Source organism: Sporomusa sp. 246TCP1, assembly GCF_057319775.1.
On record NZ_CM170492.1, the window covers coordinates 3,820,117 to 3,842,520 of the forward strand.

The 22,404-nt window shown below is 43.7% G+C and carries 17 protein-coding genes; 13 read left to right on the plus strand and 4 right to left on the minus strand.

Going from position 1 to position 22,404, the window contains the following annotated elements:
• Window positions 1-13: 13 nt before the first annotated feature.
• The 5 genes from cheB to AC1ECB_RS18065 are packed head-to-tail and all read left to right on the plus strand — an operon-like array spanning window position 14 to window position 6,940.
• Window positions 14-1,042: a chemotaxis-specific protein-glutamate methyltransferase CheB gene (cheB, locus tag AC1ECB_RS18045; protein ID WP_485665072.1), complete on the plus strand. Its 1,029-nt coding sequence runs from the start codon at window positions 14-16 to the stop codon at window positions 1,040-1,042.
• Window positions 1,039-2,592 (plus strand): CheR family methyltransferase, encoded by a 1,554-nt coding sequence (locus AC1ECB_RS18050; protein ID WP_485665073.1) that lies wholly within the window; start codon window positions 1,039-1,041, stop codon window positions 2,590-2,592. Before cheB ends, AC1ECB_RS18050 begins: the two co-directional genes overlap by 4 nt.
• Before the next feature lie 29 nt (window positions 2,593-2,621).
• Window positions 2,622-4,802 (plus strand): hybrid sensor histidine kinase/response regulator, encoded by a 2,181-nt coding sequence (locus AC1ECB_RS18055; RefSeq protein ID WP_485665074.1) that lies wholly within the window; start codon window positions 2,622-2,624, stop codon window positions 4,800-4,802.
• Between the two features lie 21 nt (window positions 4,803-4,823).
• Window positions 4,824-5,426, plus strand: a complete 603-nt coding sequence (locus AC1ECB_RS18060) for a response regulator (protein WP_485665075.1) — start codon at window positions 4,824-4,826, stop codon at window positions 5,424-5,426.
• Between the two features lie 38 nt (window positions 5,427-5,464).
• Window positions 5,465-6,940: a sigma-54-dependent transcriptional regulator gene (locus AC1ECB_RS18065; RefSeq protein WP_485665076.1), complete on the plus strand. Its 1,476-nt coding sequence runs from the start codon at window positions 5,465-5,467 to the stop codon at window positions 6,938-6,940.
• A 211-nt stretch (window positions 6,941-7,151) separates the two neighbouring features.
• Here AC1ECB_RS18065 and AC1ECB_RS18070 read toward each other — a convergent pair whose 3' ends face one another.
• Entirely contained in the window at window positions 7,152-7,454 is a 303-nt protein-coding gene (locus AC1ECB_RS18070) for a helix-turn-helix domain-containing protein (RefSeq protein ID WP_485665077.1), read from the minus strand.
• Between the two features lie 136 nt (window positions 7,455-7,590).
• Between AC1ECB_RS18070 and AC1ECB_RS18075 the strand changes: the two genes are divergently transcribed.
• From AC1ECB_RS18075 to larAH10, 6 genes are all read left to right on the plus strand, one after another.
• Window positions 7,591-7,830 carry a helix-turn-helix domain-containing protein gene (locus AC1ECB_RS18075; protein WP_485665078.1) on the plus strand — a complete coding sequence of 80 codons (240 nt, stop codon included), beginning with the start codon at window positions 7,591-7,593 and terminating at the stop codon, window positions 7,828-7,830.
• A 119-nt stretch (window positions 7,831-7,949) separates the two neighbouring features.
• The gene (locus AC1ECB_RS18080; protein ID WP_485665079.1) at window positions 7,950-9,992 is read left to right on the plus strand and encodes a methyl-accepting chemotaxis protein; all 2,043 of its coding nucleotides are present in this window, start codon (window positions 7,950-7,952) and stop codon (window positions 9,990-9,992) included.
• A gap of 188 nt (window positions 9,993-10,180) precedes the next feature.
• The gene (locus AC1ECB_RS18085) at window positions 10,181-12,397 is read left to right on the plus strand and encodes an EAL domain-containing protein (RefSeq protein ID WP_485665080.1); all 2,217 of its coding nucleotides are present in this window, start codon (window positions 10,181-10,183) and stop codon (window positions 12,395-12,397) included.
• Between the two features lie 239 nt (window positions 12,398-12,636).
• On the plus strand, window positions 12,637-13,578 hold the full coding sequence (locus AC1ECB_RS18090) for a GGDEF domain-containing protein (RefSeq protein WP_485665081.1): 942 nt from the start codon (window positions 12,637-12,639) through the stop codon (window positions 13,576-13,578).
• 51 nt (window positions 13,579-13,629) lie between these two features.
• On the plus strand, window positions 13,630-15,321 hold the full coding sequence (locus tag AC1ECB_RS18095; protein WP_485665082.1) for a methyl-accepting chemotaxis protein: 1,692 nt from the start codon (window positions 13,630-13,632) through the stop codon (window positions 15,319-15,321).
• A 59-nt stretch (window positions 15,322-15,380) separates the two neighbouring features.
• Window positions 15,381-16,673 (plus strand): NPN-dependent 2-hydroxyacid racemase, LarAH10 family, encoded by a 1,293-nt coding sequence (gene larAH10 / locus AC1ECB_RS18100; protein ID WP_485665083.1) that lies wholly within the window; start codon window positions 15,381-15,383, stop codon window positions 16,671-16,673.
• A 63-nt stretch (window positions 16,674-16,736) separates the two neighbouring features.
• Here larAH10 and AC1ECB_RS18105 read toward each other — a convergent pair whose 3' ends face one another.
• From AC1ECB_RS18105 to AC1ECB_RS18115, 3 genes are read right to left on the minus strand one after another with little or no spacing between them, the layout of a single operon-like run.
• Window positions 16,737-17,444: a LutC/YkgG family protein gene (locus AC1ECB_RS18105; RefSeq protein WP_485665084.1), complete on the minus strand. Its 708-nt coding sequence runs from the start codon at window positions 17,442-17,444 to the stop codon at window positions 16,737-16,739.
• Between the two features lie 8 nt (window positions 17,445-17,452).
• Complete coding sequence (locus AC1ECB_RS18110) at window positions 17,453-18,865, minus strand: LutB/LldF family L-lactate oxidation iron-sulfur protein (RefSeq protein WP_485665085.1); 1,413 nt, start codon at window positions 18,863-18,865, stop codon at window positions 17,453-17,455.
• Window positions 18,862-19,590 (minus strand): (Fe-S)-binding protein, encoded by a 729-nt coding sequence (locus AC1ECB_RS18115; protein WP_485665086.1) that lies wholly within the window; start codon window positions 19,588-19,590, stop codon window positions 18,862-18,864. Before AC1ECB_RS18115 ends, AC1ECB_RS18110 begins: the two co-directional genes overlap by 4 nt.
• Before the next feature lie 137 nt (window positions 19,591-19,727).
• On the opposite strand from AC1ECB_RS18115, the gene AC1ECB_RS18120 reads away from it, so the two are divergent.
• Window positions 19,728-21,359 carry an L-lactate permease gene (locus AC1ECB_RS18120; RefSeq protein WP_485665087.1) on the plus strand — a complete coding sequence of 544 codons (1,632 nt, stop codon included), beginning with the start codon at window positions 19,728-19,730 and terminating at the stop codon, window positions 21,357-21,359.
• Between the two features lie 302 nt (window positions 21,360-21,661).
• The gene (gene rbr / locus AC1ECB_RS18125; RefSeq protein ID WP_485665088.1) at window positions 21,662-22,246 is read left to right on the plus strand and encodes a rubrerythrin; all 585 of its coding nucleotides are present in this window, start codon (window positions 21,662-21,664) and stop codon (window positions 22,244-22,246) included.
• Window positions 22,247-22,404 lie beyond the last annotated feature (158 nt).

Below are 22,404 nucleotides of genomic sequence, written 5' to 3' on the forward strand. Positions count from 1 at the left end.
AGGCGGGAATTTTATGGATGCTCACAGGAACGCTATCAGGGTACTTATCGTTGACGATTGCCCGATTGTACGGGAATTTATAATTGGACTATTCGCAGAGGAAGCCGAAATTAAGGTAGTCGGCGAAGCCGCTAATGGCGAAGAAGCATGCAAGCAGGCTTTCCTGCTGCGTCCTAATCTTATTATTATGGATATCGCCATGCCTGTCATGGATGGCTTAGAAGCCATTGAAGTTATTATGCAGAATAACCCTACTCCGATTCTGGTTGTCACCGCCTATGACGATGCTCATTTAGCGTACGAAGCAGTAAGTAGAGGAGCCTTGGAGGTAGTCGAAAAACCCAGTATTGATTCCACAAATTACCGGCAATTTATTCATAAGATAAAACTACTGGCCGGGGTAAAAGTAATCAGGCATATCACCGGCAACAGGCAAGCAGCACCAAAACATAGTATTGCACAGACTGGGGCAAACCACCGCTCTAAAGCAGTAGCTATAGCCTCCTCATTAGGTGGCGCAAAGGTATTAGAATCCATACTATCACAACTATCTGCTGATTTCCCGGCTCCAATTGTTATCGCCCAGCATATTTCTGAAGGTTTTGCCGAAGCGCTGGCAGAATGGCTTAATTATAAAACACCGCTTACCGTAAAGGTGGCGTCGCAATCCGAACCTTTGCTTCCAGGGAGAGTATTAATTGCCCCGCCGGAATATAACGTGCAGGTGTATGTAGATGGCAACCTGGAACTACTGCCCTATTCACCCGGGAATATCTATCATCCCTCCTGCGATAGGTTGCTTGCTTCTGTAGCGCAGGTCTATCGCCAGGGAGCAGTAGGCATTATTCTGACAGGCATGGGGCAAGACGGGGTTAAGGGAATGCAAGCCATCAAAGCTGCCGGCGGCATTACCATAGCCCAAAATAAACAAACCTCACTTATCTATAACATGCCCAGACTAGTAATTGAAGCTGGTTTAGCCGATTTTATTGTGGCGGAAAAAGATATAGCGTCCACATTAACTAAGGTACTTACCTTATGATAACGAAGACAACTATACTGCCAACTCCTGATTTAGAAAAACTCAGCTTGCTCATCAACCAGCGGTATGGACTGGAGTTTCGCCGTCAGCGACTGAAACTGCTGCAAGCAGCTATACAAGAACGTATGGAAGTATGTAAAATTTCTACTATCAATGAGTATCTGCAGTTAGTGCAGCAGCAGGAAGAAGAACTATTGCGGCTTATAAACCTGTTGACCGTTCATGAGACTTATTTTTTCCGCGAACCAACACACCTTACTATTATGAGTAAACAAGCCATTCCGCAGTTAATAGAAAAGAAAAGGCCAACTCCTTTTCTTCGCCTGTTGAGTGCCGGTTGCTCAACAGGCGAAGAAGCCTACTCTATGGCAATAGCTGCTCTTACAATACCTGGCGCAGGAATCGACTGGGACTTCGAAGTAATCGGTGTTGATGTGGATAAAAAAGCCATCAAAAAGGCGCAAGCCGGTATATATGGCTTATACTCTTTTCGTTCCTGTCCCAGAGATATCCGTGAAAACTGCTTTGATCGCGTAGCCAAAGAAAGTTTCATGATTAAAAGCCATATCAAAAAAAAAGTACGGTTTGAGTCGCTAAACTTATTTGCGCAAGTGTATCCGGACTGGACGCAAAACATGGACATCATATTTTACCGGAATGTCTCCATTTATTTTTCTGAAGAGCAGCAAAAAGAAGTCTTCCGGCGTTTATCTGAGTTGCTAACAGCCGACGGCAGCTTGTATCTAAGCTGTACGGAAACTTTATATCACAATAATAAGCTACTGTCACTGGTTAAAAATGATGATGTATTTTATTACCAAAAACAAGCTGCTGAAACATTTGTTGACCGCGCTGCTGCTACCAGAGAGATAACTGCAATAAATAAACAATGCCTGACTGCTGACCCGCCAAGGCAATTTCCCGCATTACAACTAAAGAAACAATCACCTAAACCTGCACTACAAACAGTTCGTTCCAGTTTAACAACCAGTAAGCGGCAATCACCGCTGCCGTTAGCCGACAAAGACACTCGCTGCCCAGAGCGGTTCACAGCTGCACTGGAATTAGTGAAATTAAAAAAATATCCTGAGGCCATTAGCCGCCTGGACGAAATCCTTGCCGTTGATTCATTTTACATTAAGGCTTATACCTTAAAAGCCAATATTCTCCTTAATCTTCAATGTGTTGACACAGCTATAGAAATGTGTCAGACGGCACTAATGCTGGATACCTTTTGCCTGGAAGCCTATCTGCTGCTTGGTATGGCAGCAAAACTTGCCGGACAGCAAGTTCTGGCTATACAACATTTTAAGGAAGCGGTGTATGTGTATCCCGAATGTTGGCTGGCTCATTTCTATTTGGCTGAAATGTATCAATTGCCGGAAGAAGCCCCGTATGCCAAACGGGAATATGAATTAGCTATGAAACTACTCAAGCAAGGCAACTTTGAAAAACACGGGTTAAGCTTTTTTCTCATGCCGTTTCAACTTGATGACTTTATCCAATTATGCCAGCACAATATAACAAAATTGCAGGCTTATGACCACTAAATCCCTACTAAAGGAGAGGGTATGGCATTATGGCATTAAATATCAAACTACTTTCGGCTAAATTTACCGCAGAAGCCGCGAAACATTGTGATCAAATTGAAAAAGAATTACTCACATTAGAGGCACGAGGCTTTTCCTCAGAAATTCTTGATTCAGTTTTTCGGACTGCACACACGATAAAAGGTGCCGCCCGAATGCTAAAATTAACAGGTATTTCAACAGTAGCACACCGGATGGAAGATATTTTAGAGTTGCTGAGAAGTGGACAAAGCAGCCTTTCTCAAGAAGTAATGGATCTTTTATTAAAAGGCGTTGATACGATTCGGCAACTACTTGCTGCCGTTGCTGCCGGGACCACCTTGCCGGAATCATTGCCCCCGGTCTGCTTTGAACTAGAACAATTTCTGCCTAAAGATACCGCTGAGAGCGAGGAAAAATGCCCAAATCAGACTTCTGCAATACATACAGAAAATCGTGTCCAGAAGGACGCTGCAAACATCACCCATGATTTTGTCCAAATACGCGCAGAGCGGTTAGATGAATTAATTCAGTTGATGGGAGAAGTCGTTTCTTTTCAATACCGAAAAAAACAGCAAGTCAGTATAGTACGCGATATCATGCGCTTATCAACAACAAGTCTTGCGTTAGCATCCTGCCAAGCTCATACCACTGTACAGACAGAACCGGTTCGTAATGAATTGGCAGATACATTAACCGCCCTGCACAGTCAATTGTCGAAATTCCAGGATTCCCTGCGCAATGACGCGGTAATCGAAAACCTTCTGACCGCTGATCTGCAGGAACGGTCTTTGAAAATACGAATGCTGCCGCTAGCAACTGTTTTTGATAAAATCAATCGGATAGTTAGAGATCTTACACGCACAACAGGCAAAGAAATTGAATTTCAGGTTGAAGGCGGTAGTACCGAACTTGATCGTAAAATTATTGAGCATTTGGGCGATTGTTTACTCCATATGGTTCGCAATGCCGTTGACCACGGTATCGAATTGCCGCAAGACCGGGTTATAGCAGGTAAAAAACCATGTGGAATCATCCGGTTATCTGCTTTTTACGATTCAGGAGGAGTCACTATCGTTCTCGATGATGACGGAGCAGGCATCTCGTTAGAGCAGATAAAAACGACCGCGATAAAGAAACGGCTGCTAACCGAAGATGCTGTAAGTACCCTTACAGAAACAGAATTGCTGGATTTGCTCTTTTTATCTGGTTTTAGCACCAGTCCTATTATTACCGACATATCCGGGCGCGGTGTAGGAATGAATGTTGTCAAACAAACAATTACAGAGAAGCTTAAAGGCTCAATCAGAATCCAGACACACTCCGGAAAAGGAACTACCTTTTGGCTGAAAGTTCCCATCACTCTGGCACTGTCACGAATGTTACTTGTGGCAGCAGCCAATCACACCTTCGCCATCCCCACCTACTCGGTTCAGGAAATAGTAATGGTACCTGCCAGCCAGGTTATCTGTGTCGTCAGCAAACGCGCCCTGCGCATACGTGAGCAAATTGTCCCCCTGGAGGAACTTGAGACCATTCTGAGCTGCCCGCAAACCGCAGTGCATGAGCGAACTGAGTTATTGGTTATCTTACTGGCAGCCGGCGCGGAAAGACTAGGTCTAATTGTTGATACTATTATAAGCGAAGCCGACATGGTTATTAAACCTTTACCTTCAGCGCTAGCATCACTTGCGCTGCTTTCCGGTTTTACTGTCGGCAGCAATGATGAAATAATTAGTGTGCTTGGAGCCACAGCACTACTAAAGCAGGCACGCAAAAACAAGCTGTCTGCAGGTATTTCTGCAAAAGCCGACTCACAAAAACAATCCAAAACTATTCTGGTTGTTGATGATTCTGCCAACACCAGGGATATTGTAAAAAGCATTCTGGAGTCCTATGGCTACCAAGTGGATTTGGCCGAAGACGGGCTGGATGCTATTGAAAAAACTGAAAAAAAAGTATATGATGCTGTTATAACTGATGTCGAAATGCCTCAGCTTGATGGCTTCAGCCTTACTTCGCATTTGCGTCAGGATGAGCGGTATCGACAAATTCCGGTGATAATTGTTACCTCCCGCGAAAAGGCGGAAGATAAAAGGCGAGGTATTCAGGTTGGTGCCAACGCCTATATTGTTAAAGGTGCCTTTGATCAAACTAACCTCATTGAAACACTGAAAAATGTAATTGGTTAGTACGTTTGAAAGGGATGAACCATGGATAAACCTACAAACACAAACAATCCCCCGATAAAATTGCTGCTTATTGAAGATGACAGCTTTATGCGGGAAATGATTGCCTTAACCCTGGAAACAGAGAACTATGAAGTTACCGGTGTCGGGAACGGTATAGAAGCCTTGCAAAAGCTACATAATTGCAATAAATATGGTGGTATTATCTCTGATATGTATTTGCCGGATACCGATGGACTTACACTCTTTGAACAAATCCATACAAAGTATCCTGACCTGCCATATCTAATTTTAACCAGTGAAACCGATGAAATCATTGCCCGGAAAGCAACCAGTCTGGGAATCACCTATATTCTGAAAGATGAGAACTTTGCCGAAACAGTTCTGGCTGCATTAGCTAACCTGCCGCAAATAGAAACCGCCCCTGCATCGCTAACCCAAATGCCTGCAAAATTGTTTCATGACCTTAATCAGCCGCTTAATTCAATAAAAATGATTGCCGGCGGTATCCTCTTTTTACTAAAGCAGGGAGAAAAGCTGCCTGATGAAGAACTTTCCGACTGCATGGAAAAAATTTCGGTTCAAACTGACCTTCTTGCCAGTATGCTTAAAAAAATGCGAATGTAAAGGCTTAACCAAGTTTTAGCAACAAAGGGGGATATCGAATGAAGATATTGCTCATAGATGATGAACAGCATAGCCGCCAGGCTATGCTGTGGTTTTTAAAGCACCAGAACCATGATGTAACAGAATGCGCCAATGGCGCGGAAGCTTTGGAAAAATTTTCCGTCGATGATTACCCTATGGTATTATCAGATATTCAGATGCCAGGATTGTCTGGCATTGAACTGGCTAAAGCTATAAAAAAGTTGCCCAATAGCTGGCAAACCGATATTGTTCTCTTCACAGGCTATGCTGACTTAAACTCGGCGGTTACCGCATTACGTGCAGGAGTCTATGATTATCTGACAAAACCCGTAAATCCGGAAGAACTTAGTTCTGTCATTGAGCGGGTTGCCGAGCACCAGGCACTTTTGCGGGAAAATAAAAACCTGACAGAACGCTTTCACGACGAAGTACATGCTGCAACCGAAGAAACCCGGCGTGAACTTGTCCAGATAAAACAAATTGTAGCAAAATCCATCATTGGATCAGTTGGTATTTTTTCAGAAAGCATGCAGGCGATTTTTCACCAAGCCGAGCAACTGCACGCCGACCGCTCCATTCCGGTCTTAATTGAAGGTGAAACTGGTACCGGCAAAGAAGTAATTTCCAAGCTGATTCACTATGGAAGCAGTTTTGATCCTTTAAGTACCACCCCATTTGTAGATATTAATTGCGCTGCACTGGCGCCGACTCTTTTTGAGAGCGAATTTTTCGGCTATGAGGCAGGTTCCTTTACCGGCAGTATGGCCAAAGGGGCAAAAGGCAAATTCGATTTAGCACATAATGGAACCTTGCTGCTTGACGAAATCGGTGAAATTCCTTCTGATTTACAGGGAAAATTACTCCGTGTACTGCAAGAAAAAGAATTTTACCGGGTAGGTGGTTTAAAAAAAATTAAAACAAATATCCGCCTTATCTGCGCAACCAATATACCCTTGGAGCAAGGCGTCGAACATGGCACTTTCCGGAAAGATTTATATTTCCGCCTGAAAGTTGCGCATATTGTCATTCCACCACTGAGAAAACGTAAAGAAGAAATTCTGCCGATGGCCACCATGTTCTTACAGGAGTTTTCGCGGCACAAAAAGAAACAGTTTACCACAATTGCTCCGCAAACAGCCAGGATTATGGAAAAATATAACTGGCCCGGGAATATTCGGGAATTGCGAAACATTATCGAATATTCCACCTTTGCTTATAATGATAAAGAACTAAAGCCGGAACACATTATCGGACTATTACAACCCCAACACGAACAACCAGCTTCCTTACCGGAACGCGGCGGTATTCTTGAGCTTCCTTTTCCGCTACAGGGTTATCCGCTGAAAAACTACACTGAGGATATCATCCTGAAAATTTTGGCGGCACATAATAACAATCAATCGGCTACAGCCAATTATTTAGGAATTTCTCGCAGAGCATTATCCTATCGCCTGGAAGAAATGCGCAATAAAAAAGAACACCACCTAGCATAGTTACAAAAATTTCTTACAAAAACTTCTCACTGAGAAGTTTTTGCAGCCTTCCTTTTTTGGTCTAACTATTACAACAATAATCGAAGAATACTGATTTTTTTATACTGTATTGGCTCATTATCAGACTCTAGATCACGATTAAGAACAAGCATGCCTAACATGGCATGCTTGTTGCATTATTAAAGATTGATTACTATCACGCATTAAAAAATCATTTTTTCATCTCTTCTAAAAATACCTGCAAAGCCTGTTTCTGTTGAGGCTTTAATGTTCGAATAATAGCAAGCAACCGCTTTAAATCCGATTCTAATTCGGAGTCGTCTGTTGAAAAAAAGTCAACAAAAGTAAAACCTAAAGCAGTAATAATACGTTCCAAGGTATCAAAAGCTGGTTGCTGTTGTCCACTTTCAATACGGCTTAAATTCGCCTGTGACACTTCGCATATTTTTGACAGACTATTCATGCTGATGTTTTGAGATTCCCTAATTGCTTTAATTCTTTGCCCTACATTCATAATAGTGCTCCTTTGTTATACGGATTCGTATGGCTAATGTATCATAAATATTTTTAGCATTCACTATCCTTTTAAGTATTGACTTTGATACTTAAAAGGATAGAATTATGTTATAATCCATATTGGAGGTGGTGAAATGAGTAATATTGGAAAGCAGTTGCTGTTATTGCGAGAAAGCAAAGGCTTATCTCAAAACCAATTAGCAAATATATCAAAAGTCCCTCAATCAGCCATCAGTGAAATCGAATCTGGTAAACGTAAAAATCCAGGAATCATCTATTTCCAACAACTTTCCACCGCTCTGGGTGTCACTCTTTTGGAATTGATCAGTGTCGACAGCCCAGAATGCATGTCAGAAAATATCGAAAAAAAGTAACAATGGGACTTGTGAGTTTCATTAAGAGCCGCTATCTGCGTGTTATATCCTTATAATGACCCCAAGATTACCCTTGCAAAGCAAGAAGACAGAACCCCCAAAAAGGAGATGCAAATGACATGAAACTGACACACAGCATTCGCTTTCGGCTTATGTGTCTCATTGCCGCTCTTGTTGTCAGCACACTGCTGATCGTATCTGGCATCGGTTATTACTTTTCCGAAAAATATCTGGAAGAGAGTCTGAATCAAACAGAACAGGCAATAGCTGACAATGCCGCCGCGCACGTAGACTCGGAACTCAGTATGGCAATTACCCAATTGGAAGACCTCGCCAGCATTGCCCGGTTGCAAAGTGGCGACAAAGTACAGATTCAACCTGCCTTACAGGAAGCCATGCAGCGCATTGGCAAATATGACGATATTGTCTTTTCCTCTTTGGATGGCTCAACCATTAACGGAGCTGGTGCTGTGCTCAATGTTGCCGACCGGGAGTATTTTAAAAAAGTTGTCAGTACGAAAAACCCATATGTTTCGGAAGTATTTCTCTCACGTGCCAACCAGAAGCAATCAATTACCCTATGCGTTCCGGTAATCCACGCCGGTCAAGTGACCGGGGTCTTATTTGGCACCTACTCGCTGGATAAACTATTGCCGATTATCAAAGACATCAAATTTAAACAACAGGGTTATGGAGCGTTGCTTGATGACAGCGGCGTATATTTAGCGCATCCTACCCGCCCTGAGTTAGTAGGCAGCATGAACGTAAAAACCGGAGAAATTTCTGCTGAACTAAAAAACAAACCGGGTAACGAAGCCGCTCTTGACCCGAAATTCATGACAGCTTTTGCCGAATCCACGGAAAAAAACAATCGTGTCCGCTTGGAGTATAAAGCAACAACAGGTTTGGAACAAGTTGGTTCCTTCACTCCGATTGAATTACCCGGTGGTCAACATTGGGTTCTGTTCATGTCTACAACGAAAGCAGACGCCGCCAGTGAAATTACCGCCTTATCCCGAACCCAGATTGCCCTGTCCATACTTTGCCTGCTGATTGTTCTGGGAATTACCTTTTGGCAAAGTAACTCCTTTGTCCGCCCCATCCTCCGTATCAATCAGGTCACTCAGGATATTGCCGCCGGTCAGTTAACATCCATTCAAAAGACCATTCAGGACAAAAGCGAGTTTGGGCAATTGTCAGACAACATCATATATATGAATCAAAATTTGCGTAAACTGGTACAGCAAGTTCAATCTGAGTCAAACCAGTTAGCCGCCTCGAGTGAAGAATTAACAGCCAGCGCCCATCAATCAGCAGATGCGGCCAATCAGGTTGCCGGTTCCATCACCGCTGTTGCCCATGGAGCGGAAAAGCAGGCGACATCTGCTAATCAAATTATGACCGTGGCACAAACCATGTCAGTTCAGGTAAACCAGATTTCTCAAACAGCCAGAGATATATCCAGCATTGCAACCGCTACAGCCCAGGCGGCGGAACAAGGCCAACAGACAGTAGAGCAAACCGTCGAGCAAATGAATGAAATTGGCAAAGGCGCTGCCGCTACGCAAGCCTCTATCGCAGAATTAAACAACAGCTCCCAGGAAATTGACGAAATCATTACCCTCATCTCTTCCGTTGCCGGACAAACCAATCTTTTGGCCTTAAACGCTGCTATTGAAGCAGCGCGGGCGGGTGAACAGGGACGCGGCTTTGCCGTCGTTGCCGAAGAAGTTCGAAAATTGGCCGAAGAATCCAATCAGGCTGCCCACCGAATCGGCCTACTTGTTGAAAAAAATCAAACTAACCTGGGACAAGTTGTTGCAACTACCCAAGCTGGAGCTGCCGGTATTCAAGCAGGCATTTCTCTTGTCCATAATACCGGAGAAACTTTCAAAAAGATTGTAGCGGCCATTCTCCATCTATCTGATCAAATCAAGGATATTTCTGCATCCATCCACGAGATTGCTACTGACAATCAGATACTTGTTGAATCGATTCAGGAAATTGATATAGCCAGCAAACAGGCCGCCTCCGAATCACAAAACGTTTCGGCAGCTACCGAGGAGCAATCTGCATCTATGCAGGAAATTGCCTCCGCCAGTCAAAGCCTGGCTGCGTTAGCTACCGACTTACAAGCTGCCATAGCAAAATTCCAGTTATAACCAAATACACACCGTGGAACTCTTCAAAAAATCAGTGAGAAGAACTGCAAAATGGCTATCTCTTATTGTACTAAAAAGCTCTGTTGATGAAAAACCAGGAAAATTAATTTTAGAGTCTCTCATCACTAAGAGTTCTTTTCTAAGCAAACCAATATCTTGCTGCTTTTTATTTATACTAGGAGGTTAAGATGGGTGGCAATGCTCCCTTTAAGACCAGAAGTAATCTTACACACCTGCATTTTAAAAGACTTGCGGAATTGTCAATAAAAATAGCTGAACAAAGACATGTTACTGCAATCAGACAAGGGCTATTGATCAATATACCTTTAGTAGTAATTGGTTCATTCGCAAATATGTTTATAAATTTGCCGCTACCAATTTATCAGCAATTTATGATCAATATGCTGGGATCTCAGTGGAAAATAATTGGCAGCGCCATATATAACTCAACATTTGGCATGCTGTCAGTCTTATTAGTATTGTCAATTAGTTATTTTTTGGCTGAATCCAGTGTACTAGCACAAAATGGTGCTATTTATCCGAAAATGACGTCTATTGTATCACTGACTTGCCTGATTGCAATAATACAACCGTTTAGCAGCCAAGGGACACTGGGACTCCCCTTTAATTGGTTAGGTGTATTCGGACTAATGCCGGCAATATTAACGGCATTAGTCGCAACAGAAATTTTTCTGTATTTAAGTTCCATCAAAAAAATTCGTCTCTGCCTTTTTTTTGATGAAGCTGATCCGGTTATTTCACAAGCAGTAGCAGGAATATTTCCAGCTGCAATCACTTTACTTATTTTTTCACTAGTTAAGTTTGTGACAATTATCGGAGCTGTCATGGACATACATCAACTGGTTTACGACCTTATCAAATTTCCTTTTATGGAACTGCCGAATACGCTAGGTACAGCGATTATATTTCATGTAATGATTCAGTTGTTGTGGTTTTTTGGTATTCATGGTCAAACTGTTCTTGGAGTAATTCAACAAAGCATTTATGCATCTGCCACAGATACAAACATGACCATTTATCTTAAAGAGGGACAACCAACCGAATTTTTAACTACCAGCTTTATAAATGCTTATTCTACAATAGGTGGGACTGGTTCAACAATATGCCTAATTATTGCGATACTGCTTCTAGTACGAAAAGGCAATACAGCTTGGCTGGCTAAATTATCAATTTTACCAGGTATCTTTAATATTAATGAATTACTCGTCTTTGGTTTGCCAATTGTACTTAATCCCATTTATTTTATTCCCTTTTTATTAGCGCCTATCATTATGACATCACTGTCATATACTGCCATAGCAGTTGGTTTTGTGCCCATGACAAATAGTGTGTTTAGTTGGACTACTCCTATTTTACTCAGCGGTTATATGGCTACCAATTCCTGGACAGGGGTGGTCTTACAACTTATTAATATAATGGTAGGAGTCGCAATTTATCTCCCTTTTGTATGGCTCGCCAATAAAGAAAAAGCTTTAAAAATGAACCATGCGCTAGACACGCTTTTTAAACTAGCAATTTCTAACAGTGTTACGCAATATGTCCTGACCCGGCGTGATACTGTAGGAAACCTGTCACGGGTTCTGGCACATGATTTAAGAGAGGCTCTTGCCAAACAAGAACTAACACTGGAATATCAGCCTCAGATTGATCAAAATGAGCAGGTAACAGGTGTTGAGGCTTTATTACGCTGGCACCACAAAGTCTTTGGGCATATACCGCCACCGCTGATTATTATGATTGCTGAGGAGTCCGGAATGATTCATTCTTTAGGAAAATGGGTTATTGATACTGCCAGTTGTCAGCTTAAAAGCTGGAATGACAAAGAAATAGATATAACTATGTCTGTCAATGTATCAGCTACCCAGTTTGATCATGGAAATATTCTGGAAGATATTTCCCGGGCCATTGACAAAAACGGTATCCAGCCAAAGAATTTTGAAATTGAAATTACGGAAAATATCGCGATGAATACTAATACCAAAACAAAAAAAATGCTAAATAACCTATACCAAATGGGTGTGCGGATTGCCATCGATGATTTTGGCATGGGCCATAGTTCACTAAGTTATATTAAAAATTTTCCGGTAAATACATTGAAAATTGATAAATCATTAAGTATGGATATTGCAAAAGAAAAAAATTGCAGAGAAATTGTCTCGTCCATTATAAGCCTTTGCACTTCTCTTAATATTAAAACAATCGTAGAATATGTCGAAACAGATGAACAACGAACTGTATTGCGGCAGCTAGGCTGTGTCCATTGCCAGGGGTATCTATACAGTCCGCCAATGTCACCAGATAAAGCTTATGAGTACATCTGCAAGCTGAATGAAATACTGACAAAAACTTCTCACAAAAACTTCTCACCCGGGAAGTTTTTGTGAGCAACCCTGCTACACTGGACTGCTAATATAACAACAATCATCTATTTATTTATTAGGGCTTAACCAGCAAGATTTACGCTGATATCACAAATTGAAAACCTATTAAACAAAAGCATGCGCAGTTTGGCATGTTTTTTGCAACAATAATTTAAGATAATTGTAGTCCAATTAGATAATGTCTATCTGGAACATATAATAATCCAAGTAAATCTTAGCGTAATAACAGGAGATGAATCATTTTGACTACTCCGCTCACCGATCTGACGATATTAAAAAAATACTATGACATTGCAAGAGTCATTGACCCAGTAGCACCAGCCTCCCTGCCGCCAGCTGTCTGCAGTCTGTGGGATTGCTATCACTTGGGAAACAGTGCCCACACTTGCAAAAATTGTGTCTCCTTGCAGGCAATCCAGCAAAAAGAAACCTTTATCAAAATTGAAGTGCGACAAGAAAAATTCTTTATGATTACCGCCATGCCGTTAGAAATAGATGGACACACTGCAGCGCTTGAGCTTATAAAATGCATCAGTGAAAAAACAGCAGAAAGCTTTCTACCCCTGCCAGGAAAAAGCACCAACCTTTACCGTGCTATCGCCGAACTCAATGACCTGACAATCAAAGATGCCTTAACTAATATTTATAACCGAAGGTATATTGATGAACAGCTTCCATTAGAAATTTCCCTGTCTCAACAACAAAACCGGCCTTTTTCTGTTGTCATGGCCGATATTGACTATTTTAAGCAAATTAATGATCAATATGGACATTCGGTTGGTGATGAAATACTAAAGTTTTTTGCAGTGCAGTTGCAAAACAACATTCGCCAAAAAAACAGTGATTGGGTTGCCCGGTATGGTGGTGAAGAATTTCTGATTGTCTTAATCAACTGCCCGGAGGGTCCAGCATATCAAGTTGCAGAACAGCTCCGCAAAATCATCGAGCAGACTCCCATCTCTACCTCGGCAGGCCAGCTTCATATTACCGCCAGTTTCGGCGTACATACTTTTTCCGGGCAGGAAACTGATTTGCATCAACTGATTGATAAAGTTGACAACCAGTTATATCACGCCAAACAAGCCGGACGAAACTGCACTGCATCAACAAACAGAAAAAAAATTTCTCGCATCAAGTTTACTGGCAACAGCGCAAATCATGTAAAAAAACTAAGGCGTTTCTAATTATAAGGGTAAATTATATTTTTAATACTATTATACTTGGAGGAATAACTAATGAAACAACGTATGCCGATCGGCGCCCAACTGGGCGTACTAATAGGAACGGCCTTAGCACTTATGGTCATCCTACTGGGAATAATTCTCTATGAGTTTCAGGAAACCAGCAACAGTTATCAGAATATGCTTTCTGGTGCTATTTTGCGAACTATGGCTCTACAAAATGCTCAGGATGACTTCCATGAAGGCTTGAGCAACATGCGCGGTTATGTTGCTTATAATGATGAAAAATATGCCGCCGACACCATTACGCTGCTAAATCAAAGCTGTGAAGCAGTAAAGACATTTAACGCCGCCGTGACAGCAGCAGAGAGTAAGCAGGCAGGAGAACAACTGCAGACGGCTATGCTCTCCTATATTGAGGACATTAAGCATTCCATTGCCCTAAAACAGAATCATGATGCCAGTTATGCCACCGTGTTGTCGGGAACCCGGCAGAAAACTGAAACAGTCAACAAGCTGTTCAATGATACCATAGCGACTCAGGATAGGGCTCTTAAGCAGCGAATCAGCCAACTCAATGAACGGCAAGCTACCTTATTTAAAATGGTCATTGGCTCCAGCATCCTGGGCATCCTCGCTATTATTGTCCTGCTTATCTGGTATAGCCGTCAACTGTCCAACCGAATGGGCAATCTGCGCAGTGACCTCCTGACACTCAGCCAACTAGACTTAGCCGACAAAGAGATTCATGCCACCCATAACGATGAAATTGGCGATATGGCAGCGGCACTCATTACAATGAAGCAGGCACTGCAGGACATTGTCCACTTGGTCAGAAACAATGCCGACATGCTGGCGGCTTCCAGTGAAGAGCTGTCTTCATCAGTACATGAGCAGCTGCAAGTATCAGAAAGTATCGCCAAAGCCATTACCGATATCGCCGAAGGAGCTGACCGAAATACCAATCATATCACGGAGATTTCCGCCGTTATTCAGGAGGTTAGCGCCGGAGCCGAGCAAATGAGCGCCAGCGCCTCCCAGGTTAACAGCATCACGCAGGATGCTGTCGGCGACGCCGATCAGGGGATGCAGCTTATCAACAGACTTGTTGCTCAAAACACCACTATCGAAAAATCGATGGCAGACATTACACAAGTATCAGAATCACTAGTAAAACGCTCCGATGATATCCAGCAGATTGTCACTACCATTCACACTATCGCCGGACAGACCAACCTTCTGGCCCTGAACGCCGCTATTGAGGCAGCCAGAGCCGGTGAAGCCGGACGGGGCTTTGCGGTAGTAGCCGAAGAAGTTCGCAAGCTGGCCGAGCAAAGTGATGCCGCTACCAGCAATATTGAAGAAATCATTGCCCAAATGACCACCGATATTCAATTTACAGTAGCTGTGGTTGCCAAGGCCAATAATGAAGTAGTAGCAGGCAAGATGGCGACTGATGAAACACAGCAGGGTTTCCAGGCTATCATCAGCAAGTTGGATCAAGTAAAAACCGGTATAGAACAGATTAGCCAGGCGGTGGAAGAAACGGCTCATGGTATGCAGTCTGTGGTCAACAATGTCCAGAATATCAGTGCGGTAGCAGAAGAAACCAGTGCCAGCACCCAGACAGTAGCAGCATCAGCAGAAGAACAAAGCGCCAGTCTCCATGAAGTGAGCTCCAGCTCTGAATCAATGGCTAAAATGGCTGGCGAACTCAATGAAATCACCGCAAGATTCAAAATGTAATCCCTACCAGCAGGAAATATATCATATAAGCTAGTATATAAGTAGTTGGAGGGATGAACATGCAAAAAAAATTCGTATTTGGTTTTGGAGAGAAAGAAGCAGCAATCACTCTACCAGAAGATCAAATTCTGCATATTGTTGAAGGTAAAGCCGTCGAAGCCATTATCGATGTACCTGCAGCCATAAAAGCGGCATTACGTAACCCGATTGACTCACCACCATTACAAGAAGTAGTCAAGGCCGGTGATAAAGTTACTATCATTGCCAGTGATATTACCCGTAGGATCTCATATCCTGAATTTCTGCCAACGCTCTTAAATGAATTGAACGGTGCCGGCATCCCGGACAGCGACATTACGATCGTCGTCAGCCTTGGTTCCCACCGCAAACATACCACCCAGGAGAATATTGCGGTCTATGGCCAGGAAGCAGTAAGCCGTGTTCACCTTGTCCAAAGCTATGCTCCCGATACCGAAGATTTTGTCTATGTAGGCAAAACCTCGCGCGGTGTGGAAACGTATCTTAACAAACATATTGTTGCTGCCGACAAGGTCATCATGACCGGCGGCATTATCTACCACTCCATGGCCGGCTTCGCCGGCGGTCGTAAAGCTATTATGCCCGGCGTTGCCGGATACTCCACCATCCAAGGCAATCACAGCTTTTGCATGCATGATGTTGCCGGTCAGGGTATTAACCCCAACTGCATGGCCGGTAAGCTGGATGGCAACAACATGCATGCTGATATGATGGAAATGGCCTCCATGCTTAAACAGACCTTTCTCTTTAATGCCATCTTTACACCAGAGGGTAAATTTGCCCGTTTTGTTGCCGGCCATTGGCATACGGCCTGGCTTGAGGGCTGTAAAACGGTAGAAGAAATCTTCGGCGTACCCATTACCGCCAAAGCTGACTTGGTGATCGCCTCTGCTGGTGGCTTTCCGAAAGACATTAATCTTTATCAAGCCACCAAAACCACAGAAAATGCCTTTATGGCCGTTAAAGACGATGGTGTTATCATTGCGCTGTTAGAGTGCCGCGATATTATGGAACCACCTGATTTCAGTGGCTGGTTCAACTATGAATCACTCTATGACCGTGAAATTGCCTTGCGTAAAGCCTTTACTGTTCCTGGATTCATTGCCCTCAAAACCGGTCTGTTTGCCAAAAAAGTACCTCACATTATTGTTACACTCCCCCAAAACAAAGAATTTATCGAAAAAGCCGGCCTAATTGCCGTCACCACCCTGGAAGAAGCTATGGCGATTGCCGAACAAAAACTTGGTCGCACAGGCTATACCATTACCCTTATGCCGCACGGCGCTAACACTGTACCACTGCTGCAGGAATAGCCTATTAAGAGAAGCAGCCAGAACTATGGGTTCTGGCTGCTTTTATTTTTTGAGCAGGCAGCCTCAATTATCGATGACTACAGCCCACATACGATATGGGCCATGCACCCCTATCGATAGATCCATCTCAATGTCCGAGGTACGGCTGGGCCCGGTGATAAAATCAATGGCTGACGGCAGCTGGCCCTGTTCGCGCCGCTCAATGAGGTGCCTCATTACAGTAGACATAGTAGGCACAATATCTGACTTTTGCATAACTGCAATATGGGTAGGCGGCAGTAAACTCACAGAACGTCCGGTATTGGTTCCATTAAACAAAGCCACTGTCCCGGTGTAGCCAATAGCATAGTTAACCCAGGTGATACCGGCATCAGCCTGTTCTGCAATTTCGATGAGTTCCTGCCGGGACTTGTCACTATTCCAGAGCTCAGTTTTTACACCCAAGCGGGAAAATTCTATATACTTGCGTAACTCAGGGTGATCCCACACAATAGCTGCTTTAGCATTTAACACCTTGAGCCACAGCTTTATCTGATTAGTAGCCTCTGCCCCATTGTTAACGATGGCCACTTTGCCGGTTAGCGCTTCCAGGTTGGCCTTAAATTGTGTAAGCGGCTGCTCTGCTTCAAACTTCTGCTCCCGCCAAAAGACCGGCGGGCCAACTTCTTGCCGGTTAGGGGGTACTGTAAGTACGTTATCCCGCCCTAAGGCCTTGGCTACCGTTTGCAAAAACATAGTTTCCTCAGCAATATCTTCCTGAATATTTGTCATATGCTCACCTATTTCTTACGTTTTTCCCAGCGCTCGCGGAAGGTTGTATCTGCAGCCGCCCGCATATACCGTGAATTAGTCCAATTGGCAAGCAGCGGTAATTTAGCAGTAATATAGCCCTTATTGACTAACGGCTTTTGCCCTAGCGATGCGACTTTCATGGCAAATTTATAGGTACTGGGCAATTTGAAAAACTGCTTCCACATGCCAAAAGCAAACTTTTCAACAACTTGGCTATAACCGTCACTCACCCGCCGCTGCCGTAGCTTGAGCAACAAATCCTGTAGTGGAATCTTGGCCGGACAGACACTTGTACAGGCAGCGCACAAGGTCGAAGCATATGGCAGTTCGCCCCAAAAATCGATATCATCTTCTAATATCGGGGTAATAACCGAACCTATTGGACCGCCATAGACTGACCCATACGCATGCCCTCCGATTTGACGGTATACAGGGCACACATTAAAACAGGCACCACAGCGAATACAATTTAACGCCTGACGGAATTCTTCATCTGCCAACATACGTGAACGGCCATTATCAACAATTACCAGATGGAATTTTTCACAGCCATCAATATCGCCTGCCTGCCGCGAGCCATTGATAACCGAAACATAGCTGGTAAGCTTCTGCCCGGTAGCATTTCGGGGCAGCATAGATAAGACAGTTTCCAGATCCTCAAAAGTCGGGACAACCCGTTCCATACCCATAACACTAATGACAACCCTCGGCAAGGTTGTTGTTAACCTAGCATTGCCTTCATTAGTAACAAGCGTAATCGAACCAGTTTCGGCAACGGCAAAATTACAGCCTGTAATGCCAATATCGGCGCTGATAAACTTGTTGCGCAAAATTTTACGGGCAAAAGCGGTAAGGGCGGGCGTATCGGATTCAACCTTGTTACCAGCTACCTTAGAAAATAGTTCAGCAATCTGGTTGCGGTTTTTATGAATGGCAGGAACTATAATATGGGAGGGTGTTTCTCCTGCCAGCTGCAGAATATATTCTGCCAGATCGCTTTCCATTACTTCCATACCAACTGCCTCAAGGGCTGTATTAAGATGTATTTCCTCAGTCACCATGGACTTTGATTTGACAATTTTTTTAGCATTGTACTGCTTACACAAGCCGGCAATAATCTTACACGCCGTTTCAGCGTTAGGAGCAAAGTGAACCTTTCCACCTGCGTTCTTCACATTATCTGTTAACAACTTCAGATAATAGTCAAGATGATTAACCGTATGCTGCCTGATAAGCTTGGTCTGCTCCCGCCATTCCTCCCAATTGGGAAGTTCACGGGCCGCTTTATCTTTGTTTGTGCTCAAACGGTCTACAGCTTTGCGGACCGCTCGCCGCATCTGTTCATCTTTTAAGGCTTTAACCGCTCTGTCGCGCAGGTGAAAAGTTGGTCTTTCACTCACATTCTCATCCCCTCATCTAACAATTCGGCTATATGCATGACCCGCACGTTACTTTTTTGTTTTTTTAATCTGCCATCAATGTTCATCAGACAACTTAAATCTACACCAACAAGAATATCGGCCTTGGTTTCCAGAATATTTCTCGCCTTTGCATCCACCATGGCTTCTGATATTTCAGGCAACTTCACTGAGAATGTTCCCCCAAAACCGCAGCAAGCTTCTTCATGCGGCAAGGGTACATAATCAATTTCTTTTACGTTGGCGAGCAAGGTACGAACATATTGGTCTGTGTTTAAAAATCTACGCGCATGGCAGCTGGAATGATAGGTTACCCGGTGTGGAAAACGGGCTCCCACATCCTCTTTCTTTAAAACCTTGACCACAAATTCACTAAATTCAAAGAGTTTAGCACTCAACTCTTTGGCCTGACGATACTTCTCAGGCTCCTTCTCAAACAGGAGCGGATAATACTCCTTAACCGCGGTAATACATGAGCCAGCCGGTGCAACCACATATTGGCTGTCCTTGAAGGCGGTAAGCATGGTCTCAGCAACTGGCCGGGCATCCTCCCAATAGCCGCTGCTAAGAGCCGGCTGACCACAACAAGTCTGCTCAGGCGGAAAATCTAATGTTACGCCCAGTTTTTCCAGAACGCGTACCATAGCTTCACCAACCTGGGGAAACATACTATCACAAATGCAAGTAATAAATATGGATGCTTTCATCACGTGTGACCTCCACAAAGATAAAGTGAGACATTCTAGCTTGTGCATTTTATCCAGGATTATCCTGAGTTTTTTTCCTCCTGGCGGCAAACAATAGAAGAGAACAATTTGAAGGGCTCAGGAGGGAAACTACTATTATGACATGGACACAAGAATATGTGCCGTTAGGCAGTATCGCATTATCCGCATTAGCCGCAGCCATCCCGATCATCATTATTTTTTATTTATTAGCTATTCGCCGCTCACCAGGACAAGTTGCGGGAATTACTGCACTGATAGCCGCTTTTTTGGTAGCAGTGCTTGTCTACAAAATGCCCTTGAACACTGCTTTTCTAGCGGCTCTGATGGGTATAGCTTATGGTGTTTTTCCTATATTCTGGATAGTGTTGACCGCCATCTTCATTTACAACATGACTGTTGAGACAGGTAAGTTCGATATCATCAAAAATTCTATTGCCACAATTACCGATGATCGCCGCCTGCAAGCACTACTGATTGCCTTTGCCTTCGGCGCATTTTTAGAGGGAGCAGCCGGTTTTGGTACTCCAGTAGCCATTTCTGCCGGCATGCTCGTTGGACTGGGCTTTAACCCGTTGTATGCCGCTGGCCTTTGCCTTATCGCCAATACCGCACCAGTTGCCTTTGGGGGCATTGGTATTCCAATCATCGTGGCCGGACAGGTTACAGGCATAGATACGATGAAGATAAGCCAGATGGTTGGACGGCAACTGCCTTTTCTTTCGGTTTTCATCCCCATTTGGCTGGTTGTACTTATGTCTGGTTGGAAAGCAACTAGAGAAGTACTGCCTGCCTGCTTGGTAGCCGGCGTCTCCTTTGCGGTCGTACAGTTCTTCTCTGCTAATTACCTTGGCCCTGAACTTCCAGATATTCTTTCCTCACTGGCATCTATTTTTTCACTAACCTTCTTTCTGCAGATATGGAAACCAGCCTCCATCTGGCGATTTCCAGGTGAACAGGCTGAAAAATCGAAAACAACAGTCTTACCAGCCTATTCCACTACAGAGCTTGTTACTGCCTGGGGCCCTTTTATCATTTTGACTGTTATGGTTATTCTGTGGGGACTAAAACCTATTAAGGCGCTATTGGATATGCCTACCTTGTCAATTTATGTACCCGGCTTACACAATCTAGTTACGCAGGTTGCGCCTATCGCCAAAGCGCCTACTGCCATGACTGCAGTATATAAAATAAATTGGCTAAGTGCTGCCGGCACAGCACTATTTATCGCCAGCATACTATCAGCTATGCTACTGGGTGTAAGACCGGGACAGTTCTTCCGCATTCTTGGCAAAACCTTTAGCCAACTAACCAAACCACTAATTACCATTCCTGCAGTACTCGGTCTGGCCTATATCATGAACTACTCTGGCATGAGCTCAAGTCTGGGACTCTTCCTGGCAGGCTCGGGAACATTTTTTCCCTTTTTCTCGGCCTGGCTTGGTTGGCTGGGAGTATTTCTGACCGGATCAGATACATCAGCCAATGCCCTGTTTGGCAATCTTCAATCCGTCACTGCCCAGCAGGTCGGTGTTGACCCTATTTTGACCGTGGCAGCCAACTCTTCCGGCGGCGTTACCGGTAAAATGATTTCACCGCAGAGTATTGCCGTAGCTACGGCCGCTACCGGTCTTGTCGGTAAAGAAGGGGATTTATTCAGCTTTACTGTTATGCATTCTATTACCCTGGCTATCCTGGTAGGAATCATGACCTATCTGCAAGCTTATGCCTTGTCCTGGATGATTCCGTAACAATCGCGAAGCAGCGCAGCAAAAGTAGATCTGCCTAATTGCTTAGGCCAGATCTACTTTTTGGTTAAGATTATTTCCATTAACGGTCTCATAATGTAATGCTTGCAAGCCGTGTCTATTCATAGCCACGGCCAGCTTATCCACTACCAACTATCTCCTCTATAGGATAAAATTTATTATTAACAGCAGGACTTTTCATTTATTTTGTAGTAATTATTAAATAGAAAGAACTGCTGAAAATAAAAATTCCGGTAGTTCTCCATGAGGACACAAGAAATCTAATGAAAATAGGGGGGATTAGTATGAAATCACTAAAAGACACTAAAACTGCAGCAAATTTGATGCAAGCATTTGCCGGAGAATCCCAAGCCAGAATGCGCTACACCTACTACGCTTCCGCTGCCAAAAAAGAGGGCTATGTGCAAATATCAAACTTGTTTACTGAAACAGCCGACAATGAAAAAGAACATGCCAAACGTTTCTATAAGTTTCTTGTAGAATGCCTCAATGGCCAAACAGTTTCCATTCAAGCTGACTTTCCTGTAGCGCTAGGCGACACCAAAGCCAATCTATTATCTGCTGCCCAAGGGGAGAATGAGGAATGGTCTGAACTTTATCCTCATTTTGCTGATGTTGCTGACCAAGAAGGCTTCCCGGCTATTGCCACTGTTTTCCGTAAGATCGCTGAAGTGGAAAAACATCATGAAGCCAGATATAGAAAGTTGTATAACAATATTATCAACAATACAGTTGTTAAAAAGCCTAACACCGTTCAATGGAAATGCAATAATTGCGGCTACATCCACACTGGCGACCAAGCCCCAGACCTCTGTCCAGCCTGTGCTCATCCACAAGGCTACTTTGAAGTATTTGTCGAAACCTATTAGTCTGATGGCCAAGTAGCCGTTAACGGCAACTAAATTTCACTTTATCTGCCAAAATAGTGAAAGCCGGAACCCTGAATGAAACAAGGGTTCCGGCTTTCACTATTTTATGCTGCTAAAACCATATATCATCGCTCCATTATGCAAAACTCTTTCTGTCC